At 65.5% G+C, this 11,874-nt stretch carries 12 protein-coding genes; 6 read left to right on the forward strand and 6 right to left on the reverse strand.

The annotated features are described in order from the left end of the window. Positions 1–25: 25 nt before the first annotated feature. The 4 genes from HXX15_RS20625 to HXX15_RS20640 all read right to left on the reverse strand — a co-directional run bounded on the left by HXX15_RS20625 (position 26) and on the right by HXX15_RS20640 (position 2,344). A complete protein-coding gene (locus tag HXX15_RS20625) occupies positions 26–721 on the reverse strand; it encodes a VIT family protein (RefSeq protein ID WP_296518444.1) in 696 nt (231 codons plus the stop codon). Positions 722–786: 65 nt separating this feature from the next. After that, positions 787–1,266 carry a hypothetical protein gene (locus HXX15_RS20630; RefSeq protein WP_296518446.1) on the reverse strand — a complete coding sequence of 160 codons (480 nt, stop codon included), beginning with the start codon at positions 1,264–1,266 and terminating at the stop codon, positions 787–789. Positions 1,267–1,273: 7 nt separating this feature from the next. Continuing rightward, entirely contained in the window at positions 1,274–1,681 is a 408-nt protein-coding gene (locus tag HXX15_RS20635; protein ID WP_296518448.1) for a DUF1924 domain-containing protein, read from the reverse strand. An 81-nt stretch (positions 1,682–1,762) separates the two neighbouring features. Continuing rightward, a complete protein-coding gene (locus tag HXX15_RS20640) occupies positions 1,763–2,344 on the reverse strand; it encodes a cytochrome b (protein WP_296518450.1) in 582 nt (193 codons plus the stop codon). Between the two features lie 181 nt (positions 2,345–2,525). Here HXX15_RS20640 and HXX15_RS20645 point away from each other — a divergent pair, with 181 nt between their 5' ends. Genes HXX15_RS20645 through HXX15_RS20655 form a run of 3 tightly spaced genes read left to right on the forward strand, consistent with a single transcriptional unit; the run spans position 2,526 to position 4,926 of the window. Further along, the gene (locus HXX15_RS20645; RefSeq protein ID WP_296518452.1) at positions 2,526–2,882 is read left to right on the forward strand and encodes a PepSY domain-containing protein; all 357 of its coding nucleotides are present in this window, start codon (positions 2,526–2,528) and stop codon (positions 2,880–2,882) included. Next, entirely contained in the window at positions 2,882–3,547 is a 666-nt protein-coding gene (locus HXX15_RS20650; protein WP_296518455.1) for a response regulator transcription factor, read from the forward strand. Before HXX15_RS20645 ends, HXX15_RS20650 begins: the two co-directional genes overlap by 1 nt. After that, positions 3,544–4,926: a HAMP domain-containing sensor histidine kinase gene (locus HXX15_RS20655; RefSeq protein WP_296518456.1), complete on the forward strand. Its 1,383-nt coding sequence runs from the start codon at positions 3,544–3,546 to the stop codon at positions 4,924–4,926. Before HXX15_RS20650 ends, HXX15_RS20655 begins: the two co-directional genes overlap by 4 nt. Positions 4,927–4,947: 21 nt before the next feature. Here HXX15_RS20655 and HXX15_RS20660 read toward each other — a convergent pair whose 3' ends face one another. Continuing rightward, positions 4,948–6,033, reverse strand: coding sequence for a methyl-accepting chemotaxis protein (locus HXX15_RS20660; RefSeq protein WP_296518458.1), 1,086 nt, complete (start codon positions 6,031–6,033; stop codon positions 4,948–4,950). A 367-nt stretch (positions 6,034–6,400) separates the two neighbouring features. Between HXX15_RS20660 and htpG the strand changes: the two genes are divergently transcribed. The 3 genes from htpG (at position 6,401) to HXX15_RS20675 (ending at position 11,425) form a co-directional block, all read left to right on the forward strand. Then, positions 6,401–8,290, forward strand: a complete 1,890-nt coding sequence (gene htpG, locus HXX15_RS20665; RefSeq protein ID WP_296518460.1) for a molecular chaperone HtpG — start codon at positions 6,401–6,403, stop codon at positions 8,288–8,290. A gap of 176 nt (positions 8,291–8,466) precedes the next feature. Further along, positions 8,467–10,095 (forward strand): outer membrane beta-barrel protein, encoded by a 1,629-nt coding sequence (locus tag HXX15_RS20670; protein ID WP_296518462.1) that lies wholly within the window; start codon positions 8,467–8,469, stop codon positions 10,093–10,095. Positions 10,096–10,231: 136 nt separating this feature from the next. Then, positions 10,232–11,425, forward strand: a complete 1,194-nt coding sequence (locus HXX15_RS20675) for an ABC transporter substrate-binding protein (RefSeq protein WP_296518464.1) — start codon at positions 10,232–10,234, stop codon at positions 11,423–11,425. 49 nt (positions 11,426–11,474) lie between these two features. Here the strand turns inward: HXX15_RS20675 and HXX15_RS20680 are convergent, their stop codons facing one another. Next, positions 11,475–11,867 carry an MAPEG family protein gene (locus HXX15_RS20680; protein WP_296518466.1) on the reverse strand — a complete coding sequence of 131 codons (393 nt, stop codon included), beginning with the start codon at positions 11,865–11,867 and terminating at the stop codon, positions 11,475–11,477. Positions 11,868–11,874 lie beyond the last annotated feature (7 nt).

Consider the following 11,874-nt stretch of genomic DNA (forward strand, 5'->3'; position numbering starts at 1 on the left):
CCGTCAGCGAGCCGTCAGGCGGCTGCTACACGGCGTGACCAACCAGTGCGCCGATGGCGGCGCTTGCGGCCATCGCCAGCGCGCCCCAGAAAGTCACCCGCAGCGTCGGCTTCCAAATGCCGGCGCCGCCGACCCGGGCGCTGACGGCGCCGAGCACGGCGAGGCAGACCAGCGACCCGCCCGACACCACCGCGGAGGTCCATCCGGCGGGCGCGAGAAACACGATCGCCAGCGGCAGCGACGCCCCGACCGAAAAGGTCGCGGCGGAAGTCAGCGCCGCCTGCACCGGCCGCGCCACCACATGCGCCGACAGCCCCAGCTCGTCGCGGGCATGCGCCGCAAAGGCGTCCTTGGCCGTGAGCTGCTCGGCGACCTGACGCGCCAAGGCGGGGTCGATGCCGCGTTTGATATAGATTGTTGTGAGCTCGTCGAGTTCGCTCTCGGGCGCTTCGGCGAGTTCACGGCGCTCGCGCGCGAGGTCGGCCGCTTCGGTATCGGCTTGTGAGCTGACCGAGACATATTCGCCGGCGGCCATCGACATTGCGCCGGCGACCAGCCCGGCAACACCTGCGACCAGCACCTCGCTCGACGACGTCGCGGCGGCTGCGACGCCGACCACCAGACTGGCGGTCGAGATGATGCCGTCATTCGCCCCCAGCACGGCGGCGCGTAGCCAGCCGATCCGCTCGATCAGGTGGGTCTCGCGGTGAATCGGATGCATGGCTGGCCTCTTCTCAGTTCATGACGATGGTGACATTCATCAACTCATTGACGAGTCTAGCACGTTTAATCGTCGTCTTCGAAAATGCCGCGCTCGGCCTGCTTGTGGCAGGCCTTGCAGTCGCCCTTGAACTTGGCGCCGTTGCGCGCCAGCGCCGCCGGGGCGACCCGATCGCGCTTCTCGTGCTGGCGCTTCCATGACGGCAGGTCGGTGATGCGGGCCGGCACAGTGTCGGACGCAAGGCCGCGCAGGATGTGACGGTCGGCGGTTTCGGCCGCGTTGGCGGTGAGGTAGTCGGTAATGCGCTTGAGCGTTGCGGCGTCGAGTTCGGCGTTGTCGCCGAAATGATTGCCGAGCGTGGCGGTCATTGCCGACCATGATCGCGCCGGCAGCAGGCCGGCCGGATAGACCATGTGGCAGGCGCCGCATTCCTTGGCGACGACCGGATCCTTCACCGGCGGGATCACCAAGCCATCGGCCATGGCGGGCATGGCGATCAGCGCGGCCACCGGGATTATCAGAAGAGAAAGATGTCGGAAGGTCATGTCGTCCTCATTGCGCCAGAAGAAACACCAGCAGGTCGGACTTTTCCGCCGCTGTGCAGTCGCGACCGAGAACGTCGCGGCAATTGCGCTTGAACCACTTCTCGACATTGGCGGCGTCGCGGAAGCGCGTCGGCGTCACCGACGGCGCCATCGGGTCGATCGGCTTGCCGGCGCGGGTCTGTCCCGGGCGCGTCAGATCGGCGGAATGGCAGGTGACGCAGGATGGGGTGTCGGGCTTGCCGCCGCTCTGCGGCGAAACGAACAGGCTGCGTCCGCGCTCCGCCGACGGCGCCGTGAAGCCAGGCTCGGTGACCGCGGCGGACAGATAGGACTCGAGCACGGCCTGCTGCTGCGGGGAGGCGGCTTCGGCTGCGGTCGCCAGCAGCAGCAAGGCGACGGCCAACAAGTTACGCATCATGGAGATTGTCTCGTGGGCAACGCATGTGGTGGTATAAGCGGTCGGCGGAGGGGGTATCCGCCGACCGCCGGCCAGCTGCTAGGCTCGGCCGGTGCGGCCGAACGGCAGCATGCGGGCCAGCGCACCGTCACGCAGCGCCCACTGGTGCAGCAGCGCCGCCATCGTGTGCAGGCCGACCAGTCCAATCATCACATTGGCCAGCACCTCGTGGACGTCGGCGAGCGAATGCCCGAGCGCGCGATCCGGCGCGATCAGCGGCGCCATGCTGAACAGGCCGAACACCTCGAAGCTGCGGCCCTTGGCGGCCATCATCAGCACGCCGCTGATCGGGATCGCGGCCAGCAACCCATACAGCGCGACCTGCATGGTCTTGGCGGCCAGATATAGCCAGAACGGCCGCTGCAGCGGCTCAACCGCCGGCGCTGCGGTTCGCCACAGCAGCCGGAACGCGGTCAACGCCAAGACCAGCACGCCGAAAGACGCATGCAGATTGACCACCTGCGTTTTGGCGTCACCCTTCGGCATCTCTTCCATCGCCCAACCGGCGACCACCGCAATGACGACGGCGAACAAGGTGGCCCAGTGGATCGCCTGGGTCACCGCGTCATGGCGCTGTGCGGGGGAGGTGAAGAAGCTGGTGTCGGTTGGTGTGTCGGTCATGGCAGGTCACCTGTTGGAGGGTTGCCGCAGGATTCCATAACCGAGCTGACGGCGGTCTGACCGGCCCCGTCAGCGTTCTGTCAGTTTCGCGGCGACCGCGCGTCCGATCCGGTTGATCCATGTCAGCGAGCTGTCAGGCCGGGGTGGCCATAGTGATCGTCCAACCGAGATCGGATCCCTGATGCGCTCGCTTCACCTTGCCTTCGGATTGTGGCTGGTCGCCGCGCCGCTCCATGCCGGCGGCGCCTGGGCCGATTCGCGCGAGGAACACGACTATTCCGACCGTCACGACCGTCATGTCGAACGCTCGGATCACGATGCGGTGCGCGCCGCGGTCGAACGGGGCCAGATCAAGCCGCTCGCCGAACTGCTGGCGATGGTCAAGGACAAGCTGCCCGGCGAGATCACCGGCGTCGAGATCGAGCGCCAGCACGATCGCTGGCTGTACGAATTCCGTGTCATCGACAAGGCCGGCCGGCTGCTCGAAGTCTATGTCGACGCCAACAGCGGCGACATCCAACGCACCAAGGAAAAGTGATGCGGGTGCTGGTGGTCGAGGACGATCGTCGGATCGCGGCGGATCTTGAGCGCGGGCTGCGCGCGGCCGGCTATGTGGTGGAGACTGTCGGCGACGGCGAAGAGGCCTGGTTTCGCGGCGACACCGAGGACTACGCGGCGATTATTCTCGACCTCGGGCTGCCCGGCATGGACGGTCTCGCGGTGCTGAAGCGCTGGCGCGCCAATGATCGCCGCATCCCGGTGCTGATCCTGACCGCGCGCGCGAGCTGGGCCGAGCGGGTCGACGGCATCGACGCCGGTGCCGACGATTACTTGCCGAAGCCGTTCCGGATGGAGGAACTGCTGGCGCGGCTGCGTTCGATCGTGCGGCGTTCCGCCGGACACGCCTCGTCGGTGATCAGCATCGGCGACATCACCTTCGACGAGCGCCAGATGCGGGTGACGGTGCGCGGTTCGCCGGTGGCGTTGTCGCCGCTGGAGTACCGCCTCGCCTCCTACCTGGTGCTGCACCGCGGCCGCGTCGTCTCGCAGCACGAATTGAGCGAGAACATCTACGGCCAGGAGGACGCCCACGATTCCAACGCCGTGGAGGTGCTGGTCGGCCGGGTCCGCAAGAAGCTCGGCGGCGAGTTGATCGAGACTCGTCGCGGCTTCGGCTACATCGTGCCGGGCGCGGACGCATGACGCGAAATTCGCTGCGGCTGCGGCTGATTGCCGGCGGCGCGGCGGCGATCTTGATCGCGCTGAGCGTGGCGGGCGTGGCTCTCACCATCCTGTTCGAGCGTCATGTCACCCGAACCGTCGTCGACGACCTCGAGGTTCACCTCAAACAGTTACTCGGTGGCATCGATGTCGGGCCGGATGGTCGCCTTGTCGTGGCGCGACCGCCGGCCGACCCAAGGTTCGTCGATCCGTTGTCCGGGCTGTACTGGCAGGTCGGCGACGATCGCGATCAATTGCTGCGGTCGCGCTCGTTGTGGGACACCACGCTGTCGTTGCCGATCGACAAGGTCGCGCCGGGGGACGTGCATCACCACGAAGCCCTCGGGCCTGCCGGCGCACGGCTGATGATCGCGGAACGCCAGGTCACGCTGGCGATCGGCGACCGCTCGGTCCCGATCCGCGCCGCGGTGGCGGTCGATCTGGCGCGGGTGTCCGCCGCGGGCATGGCCTTTGCCAGGGATTTGGTGGTCGCGTTGGGTTTGCTGGGCCTGGTGCTGGCGCTCGCCACCTCGGTTCAGGTGACCCTTGGGCTGCGGCCGCTCGACGCGCTGCGCCACGGCATCGCCGACATCCGGTCGGGGCGAAATCGCCGGCTTCCGTCAGGGGTTCCTGCCGAGGTGCTGCCGTTGGTCGAGGAGGTCAACGCGCTGCTCGAAGCGCAGGAGCGCGAGATCGAACGCTCGCGCGGACGCGCCGCCGATCTCGCCCACGGGCTGAAGACGCCGCTGGCGGCGCTGGCCGCCGACGCCGGGCGGCTGCGCGAGCGCGGCGAGATCAAACTCGCGCGCGATATCGAGGCGGTCGGCGACGCCATGAGCCGCCACGTCGATCGCGAATTGGCACGCGCCCGGCTGCGTGGCGAGTCACGGCGCAGCGACGCGGCCGCCGTCGAACTCGCACCATTGGTGCGATCGCTGGTGACGATCCTGTCGCGCACCCCCGCCGGCCAGCGGATCGGCTTTGAGACCCGCATCGCCGAGGAGATCGCGCTGCCGCTGGACCGCACCGATCTCGCCGAGGTGCTGGGCAATCTGCTCGACAACGCCACCCGCCACGCCAAGTCGCTTGTCCGCATCAGCAGTGGGCCCGACGGTCGCTCCGTTTGCATCGAGGATGACGGCGATGGCGTCGCCCCCGAGGCACGCGTCGCGGTGCTGGCGCGCGGCATCCGGCTCGACCAGCGCGGCGAGGGCGCCGGGCTCGGGCTTGCGATCGTGCAGGACGTGCTGGAGGCCTATGGGTGGAGCCTGAGCCTGGAAAGCTCCGGGCTCGGCGGGTTGAAGGCAGTCTGCCGCGCGGCGCCGGAGAATGCCATGCCGGCGCCGATCGCTGGTGGCTAGGTCAGACGCGACGCGATCCCGCTATTCGGCGTGGACGATGACGCCGTACCATCCCAGCCCCTTGTAGGTCTCGTAGCCGGGGGTGGCGTGGAACGCCACCTGGGCGCCGGTGCGGTCGTTGTAGAAGCCGTTGCGTCGGCCGTTCAGCGTCAGCGGCACCCGCTCGGTGAGCAGGCCCTGGCCGTCCGACGCAGCGATCACGCGGAAATCGGAATCCACCAGCAGCACGCGGGCCTTGTCGTCGTCGACGCGAACACCCTCGACGATGGCGCGGGCCTGGGCTTGCCAGTCGAAATGGATCGCCAGCACGCCGAGCGGCTTGCCATTGGCTTTGCCGCCTTCGCGAACGCTGGCGCAATAGGTCGCGACCTGGGCGCCGCCGAGCATCGGCTGCTGTTCGACGTTGCCGGCAACGTAGTCGTCGCCGGACCGCAGTCCGCGCGCGTCACGAAACCATGTCGCGCCGGCGACGTTCGCTCCCTTGACGTCGAAGCGGTCCGGCCGACCGCTGGCCAGTACATTGCCCTTGAGATCGCACAGCCACAGATCGAGATAGACCGTGTAGGCACCCAGGATTACGGCGAGGCGTTCGGAGACATGGGCCACGTTCGCGGCGTTCGGGATGTCGGCACAATCGACCACGGCGGAATCGGTGGCCCACCAGCGCACATCGCAAGTCCGCTCATACAGATTGCGGTCGATCAGTTCGATGGCGTTGAGCGCGAGATCGACCATCCGCTCGCCACGCGCGCGCTCAGTCATCTTCTCGATCGAGTCCATCAGGCTGCCGGTCCGTCGCGTCAGTTGCGATTCCAGGTCGCGCGCAATGGTCTCGACCTGCTGGCCGACATTGCGGACCTCCTGCGCCACCACGGCGAAGCCGGCGCCCTGCGGTCCGGCCCGCGAACTTTCGATCAGCGCGTTCAGCGCCAGCATCTTCATCTGGTTGGTGATGTTCTGAATCGATCGGGTCTTTTCGCAGGCGACCTGGTTGACCTCGGCGGTCAGTCGCGCGATCAGGCCGGAAATGTCGGAATCGTTGTCGTTGCTGTCGGCCGGCGCCGGCGCGAATGCTTGGTTGCTGATGCGTTCAATGGCTGCGACCATCGGCCTTGTCCCTCTAAAGGGCTGTTTTCGGTCTGGCCGGGCACAGCTGAGCGCGTGTGCCGGACAGCATGAGGATGTTTCCGTTTATCGGGGCTCATGGCTAACGCCGATTTAATTTTGCCGGCTGCCACGGAAAGAAACATGTAAGAATACCTGCTGCTTTATTGTGCAATCGGCGTGCATGGTGCTTAGGTAACGCTTACGAAAACGCGATGCGGCCTGCATCGCTCTCGCCAATTGGCCAGCGGGTATAGGAAAACCGGCTTCGCCAATGCCGCGTGGAATCTTGCGCTTCCGCGCGGCGTTGCCATATCGACCGCCGCAATCCATCAATTTTGATTCTGTCCCAGCCATTGAGTGCCATTCCATGACCGATACTGACACCGCCGCCGCCCCGCAGACGCAGCCGTTCCAGGCCGAGGTCGCCGAACTCCTGAACCTGATGGTGCACTCGGTCTATTCCGAGACCGAGATTTTCCTGCGCGAACTGATTTCGAACGCCTCGGACGCGCTCGACAAGCTGCGCTATGAGGCGATCGCCAACCCGGCGCTGATGGCCGATGGCGAGGCGCCGAAAATCCGCATCGTGCCGCGCAAGGCGCCGGACACGCTGACCGTGGTCGACAACGGCATCGGCATGGACCGCCAGGAGCTGATCGACAATCTCGGCACCATCGCCAAGTCCGGCACCAAATCGTTCCTCTCCAAGCTGACCGAGGCCAAGGACGGCGCCGGCCTGATCGGCCAGTTCGGCGTCGGCTTCTATGCAGCCTTCATGGTCGCCGATAATATCGTCGTCACCAGCCGCCGCGCCGGCTCCGGCGAGGCCTGGACCTGGTCGTCGTCGGGCGGCGCCGGCTTCGAGATCGCCCCCGCCTCCGAGGAGGCCGCCGCCCGCGTCAGCCGCGGCACCGAGATCGTGCTGCATCTGAAGCCGGACTGCGCCAAATATCTCGAAGCGTTCGAGATCGAGCGGATCGTCGGCGCCTATTCGGACAACATCCAGTTCCCGATCGAGCTGGTGCCGGAGGAGGGCGAGCCGCGCCAGATCAATTCCGCCAGCGCGCTGTGGCAGCGTTCGAAATCCGAACTCACGGCGGAGGACTACAAGCAGGCATATAAGCAGATCGCCAGCGCCTATGACGAGCCGGCGATGACGCTGCATTACCGCGCCGAGGGCCGGCAATCCTATGCGGTGCTGCTGTTCGCGCCCTCGACCAAGCCGTTCGACCTGTTCGAGCCGCAGCGCAAGGGACATATCAAGCTCTACGTCCGCCGCGTCTTCATCACCGACGACGCCGACCTGCTGCCGCCCTATCTGCGCTTCGTCCGCGGCGTGATCGACTCGGAGGATCTGCCGCTCAACCTGTCGCGCGAGATGCTGCAGAACAATCCGCAGCTGGCGCAGATCCGCAAAGCGGTGACCGGCAAGGTGATCGGCGAATTCGAAAGCCTGAGCGAGAAGGAGCCGGAGACCTTCGCCAAGATCTGGGAGGCGTTCGGCCCGGTGATCAAGGAAGGTATCTACGAGGATTTCGAGCGCCGCGAGAAATTGCTGGCGCTGGCGCAATTCACCACCACCGCCGGCGACAAGCGCACGCTGAAGCAATATGTCGAGGCGCTGAAGCCGAACCAGACCGAGATCTACTACCTGGTCGGCGATTCGATCGAACGGCTGAAGTCGAATCCGAAACTCGAATCCGCGACCGCGCGCGGCATCGAAGTGCTGTTGCTGACCGATCCGGTCGACGCGTTCTGGACCTCGGCACCGCTGGATTTCGGCGGCAAGCCGTTGAAGTCGCTGAGCCAGGGCGATGTCAATTTCGACCTGATCCCGAAGCTCGACGACAGCGCCGAGAAGCCGCCGGAGAGCGCGACCGACGAGGCCAGTATCATCGCGGTGATCAAGGATGCGCTGGGCGACCGCGTCTCCGACGTCAAGGCGTCGCAGCGGCTGACCTCGAGCGCGTCGTGCCTGATCGCCGGTGGCTTCGGTCCCGACCGCGAACTGGAGCGGATGCTGGCCCGCGCCAACAAGGGTGCCGGCAGCAAGCCGATCCTCGAGATCAATCTGCGCCATCCGCTGGTCGCGGCGGTCGGCAACGCCAAGGCCAACGCGGCGGACGCCTCTGACCTGTCGATGCTGCTGTTCGAGCAGGCGCAGATCCTCGACGGCGAATTGCCAGATGATCCCGCGGCGTTCGCGGCGCGGCTGAATCGGCTGGTACTGCTCGGTATTGCGCAACCGCATGGTTAGCAGCGTGATAACAATCACGGTTAGCAAAGGCTGAATGCTCAGGGAATTTTAAGGGTTTCGCGCCAGGCTCAGGCAATCTTGGATTGCCAATAGTTCTGTGTGCGAGTCCCATGCCAAGCAGATTGTCTGCCGCCGTCGGATTGCTTCTCAGCGCCGGCACCGCCGTTGCCGCGGACATGCCCGACCTTCGGTCGCTACCGCCCGCGCCGTGGAGCTGGAGCGGGCTGTATTTCGGCGCCCATATCGGCGGCGGCCTCGGCGCCACCAGCTTTTCCGATGCCGCGGGCGCGGCGATCTACGGCGGCGAGGTTCGCACCCCGGCCGGACTGGCCGGTCTGCAGCTCGGCTATAATTGGCAGATGCCGAACACCCGTTGGGTGGTCAGCGTCGAGGCCGACGTCGCCGCAACCAACGGCAACGGCACCAATACCTGCCTCGCCTCGTCGGGAGCGTTCATTTCGGCGAATTGCCGGGTGCGTCAGGATGCGCTCGCCAGCCTGACCGGGCGAGTCGGCTTTGCCGCCGGTCCCGTCGGTCATACTCTGTTCTACGCCAAGGGTGGCGCGGCGTTCCTTGCCGAGCGGCTCGACATCGCCGCCAACAACCCGTTGATCTCCTCGGCCGTCCTGAACAACGACAAAGTCGGCTGGACCGTCGGCGCCGGCATCGAGCAAGCGCTGGCGCCGGCCTGGTCGGTGAAGATGGAATACGGCTATGCCGGGCTCGGCAGCAGCACGATGGCGACGCCGGCGAGCTTCCGCTTCGTCGATCCGGTGGTCGGCTATGTTCCCACCGCGCCAGGCAGCACCCACGTCAGCCAGAACGCGCATCTGGTCAGGGTTGGCCTCAACATGAAGTTCGGCGGCGATGCCTATGCGCGCTGGGACGGGCTCGACGATTATCACCTGCGCGGCAGCCAGCAGGCCGGCGACAGCACCCTGCGCGGCGAAATCGAAATCGGCGGCCGGGTCTGGTACAGCTCCGGCCGGTTCCAGAAGGACCTCGGCAACACCGCGAACCAGGGCAGCCAGAATGTCTTGATCTCCCGGCTGACCTATCAAAGCACCGCTGCGTCCGGTGAAGTGTTCGGTCGCGTCGACGGCACCTCCAATCTTTTCCTGAAAGGTTTCGCCGGCGGCGGAAGCTTGTTCAGCGGCAAGATGAACGACGAGGACTGGATCGCCGATGACGGCATTCCCTACTCCAATACGCTGTCCAATCCGATTAAGAGCAGCATTGGCTACGCCACGGTCGATGTCGGCTATGCGTTGTGGCGCGGCGACGGCTTCAAGGTCGGCGGCTTCGTCGGTTACAACTACTATCAGGAGAACAAGTCGGCCTATGGTTGCATCCAGCAGGCCGGCGCCGCCGCGCTGGTGTGCGTGCCGTCGATTCCGAATGCGACGCTGGGGATCACCGAAGATGACAAGTGGCATTCGGTCCGGCTCGGCATCAACGGCGTCGTCACTCTGGCGCCGGGGCTGAAACTGACCGCGGATGCCGCCTACCTGCCCTATGTCAGCTTCAGCGGCGTCGACAATCACCTGCTGCGGACCGACGTCGCTAATACGAAGTCGACGGAAAGCGGCACCGGACAGGGCGTCCAGCTTGAGGCGATCCTGGCCTATGCCGTGACGCCCGCCTTCAGCGTCGGCGCCGGCGGCCGCTACTGGGCGATGTGGGCCACCGCCGCCGCCAACACCAACATCTTCGGCAGCAGTTGTCCGTGCCAGACCCTGCCGGCCCGCACCGAGCGCTACGGCGGGTTCCTCGAGGCGTCGTACAAATTCAACGGCCTGAAATAAGTCGGCTGCGGGCGCGAGCTGTTTGATCGTGAGTCGACCTTGCCGCAACGTTGCCCCAAGCAGAAACATCTGGGCAGCTTGCGACTTCTCAAATAGCCTGCCCCGAACCAAAACGCTGGAACGCTGGGAGGCATTTATGAAATTGAGACTCATTTCGAGCGCGGTTGCTGTCGGCTGCCTGTTGGTCGCCGCGCCGGCATCAGCGCAGGGCGTCAAGATCGGCATCTTGAACGACCAGTCCGGAGTTTATGCCGATTACGGCGGCAAGTGGTCGTTTGAAGCCGCCAAGATGGCGGTGGAGGATTTCGGCGGCGAGGTGCTCGGCCAGAAGATCGAAATCGTTTCAGCCGACCATCAGAACAAGCCTGATCTCGGCGCCAGCATCGCGCGCAAATGGTACGACGTCGACGGCGTCGATATGATCACCGAGCTGACCACCTCGTCGGTGGCACTGGCGGTGCAGGAGCTGTCGAAGGAAAAGAAGAAGATCGACATCGTGGTCGGCGCCGCGACCTCGCGGATCACCGGCGACGCCTGCCAGCCCTACGGCTTCCATTGGGCCTACGACACTCACGCGCTCGCGGTCGGCACCGGCGGCGCGCTGGTGGAGGCGGGCGGCGACACCTGGTTCTTCCTCACCGCCGACTATGCGTTCGGCTATGCGCTGGAAAAGGACACCAGCGAGATCGTGATTGCCAAGGGCGGCAAGGTGCTCGGCGCGGTGCGGCATCCGTTGAACTCCTCGGACTTCTCCTCGTTCCTGCTGCAGGCGCAGAGCTCGAAGGCGAAGATCATCGGGCTTGCCAATGCCGGACTCGACACCGCCAATTCGATCAAGCAGGCTGCGGAATTCGGCATTGTCGCCGGTGGCCAGAAGCTCGCCGGGCTGCTGCTGACGCTGGCGGAAGTCCACGGACTCGGGCTGAAGGCGGCGCAGGGCCTGGTGCTGACCGAAGCCTATTACTGGGATCGCGACGACAAATCTCGGCAGTTCGCCGAGCGTTTCTTCAAGCGCACACAACGGATGCCGAACATGATCCATGCCGGCACCTATTCGGCGACGCTGTCCTATCTCAAGGCGGTGAAGGCCGCGGGGAGCAAGGACACCGACGCGGTGGCGCAGAAGCTGAAGGAGCTGCCGGTCGACGACGCTTTCGCCACGGGCAAGGTACTGGCCAATGGCCGCTTCGTGCATGACCTCTATCTATTCGAGGTCAAGAAGCCGTCGGAATCAACCAAGCCGTGGGATTACTACAAGTTGCTCGCCACCGTCCCCGGCAACAAGGCATTCCCCACCGCCGCCGAAAGCGGCTGCCCGCTGACCAAGTGATGATCGATTGAACGTTCGGCCGGCGCCCCTTTACGGGGCGCCGCTTGATTCAGACGTGCAGCATCTTCGACACCACGCCATAGATCGCGCCGCCCCACAGCAGCGCGACGGCGACCATCTGGATGGCGAAGCCGGTGCCGCGCTTGTTGGCGGCTTCCGCATAGCCGGTCATGTAGAGAACGCGTCCGAGGATCCAGACCAGGCCGATTCCGGCAGCGAACACGTCGCTGAGATAGATCGCGAACAGCCATAGCGACGGCAGGAAGATCGGCATCCACTCCAGTGTATTGGCCTGGACGCGAAAGATTCGTTCGAAATCCGGGTTGCCGGAGATGGCCGGCGCCTTGACGCCATAGGCGACCCGGGCGCGTGCGACCTGCATCGAGGTGTAGAAATAGAACATCACGGCCAGCAGCGTGACGATCGCGGTGAAATGAAACATTGTTTCT

The organism is Rhodopseudomonas sp. (genome assembly GCF_013377015.1).
In the GTDB taxonomy this organism is placed as follows: domain Bacteria; phylum Pseudomonadota; class Alphaproteobacteria; order Rhizobiales; family Xanthobacteraceae; genus JARJEH01.

Bases quoted from the DNA above. Each gene is read 5' to 3' on its own strand.
- HXX15_RS20625 (WP_296518444.1), bottom strand. From the start codon at position 721: ATGCATCCGATTCACCGCGAGACCCACCTGATCGAGCGGATCGGCTGG.
- HXX15_RS20650 (WP_296518455.1), top strand. From the start codon at position 2,882: ATGCGGGTGCTGGTGGTCGAGGACGATCGTCGGATCGCGGCGGATCTT.
- HXX15_RS20660 (WP_296518458.1), bottom strand. From the start codon at position 6,033: ATGGTCGCAGCCATTGAACGCATCAGCAACCAAGCATTCGCGCCGGCG.
- HXX15_RS20655 (WP_296518456.1), top strand. From the start codon at position 3,544: ATGACGCGAAATTCGCTGCGGCTGCGGCTGATTGCCGGCGGCGCGGCG.
- HXX15_RS20645 (WP_296518452.1), top strand. From the start codon at position 2,526: ATGCGCTCGCTTCACCTTGCCTTCGGATTGTGGCTGGTCGCCGCGCCG.
- HXX15_RS20675 (WP_296518464.1), top strand. From the start codon at position 10,232: ATGAAATTGAGACTCATTTCGAGCGCGGTTGCTGTCGGCTGCCTGTTG.
- HXX15_RS20630 (WP_296518446.1), bottom strand. From the start codon at position 1,266: ATGACCTTCCGACATCTTTCTCTTCTGATAATCCCGGTGGCCGCGCTG.
- htpG (WP_296518460.1), top strand. From the start codon at position 6,401: ATGACCGATACTGACACCGCCGCCGCCCCGCAGACGCAGCCGTTCCAG.
- HXX15_RS20670 (WP_296518462.1), top strand. From the start codon at position 8,467: ATGCCCGACCTTCGGTCGCTACCGCCCGCGCCGTGGAGCTGGAGCGGG.
- HXX15_RS20635 (WP_296518448.1), bottom strand. From the start codon at position 1,681: ATGCGTAACTTGTTGGCCGTCGCCTTGCTGCTGCTGGCGACCGCAGCC.
- HXX15_RS20680 (WP_296518466.1), bottom strand. From the start codon at position 11,867: ATGTTTCATTTCACCGCGATCGTCACGCTGCTGGCCGTGATGTTCTAT.
- HXX15_RS20640 (WP_296518450.1), bottom strand. From the start codon at position 2,344: ATGACCGACACACCAACCGACACCAGCTTCTTCACCTCCCCCGCACAG.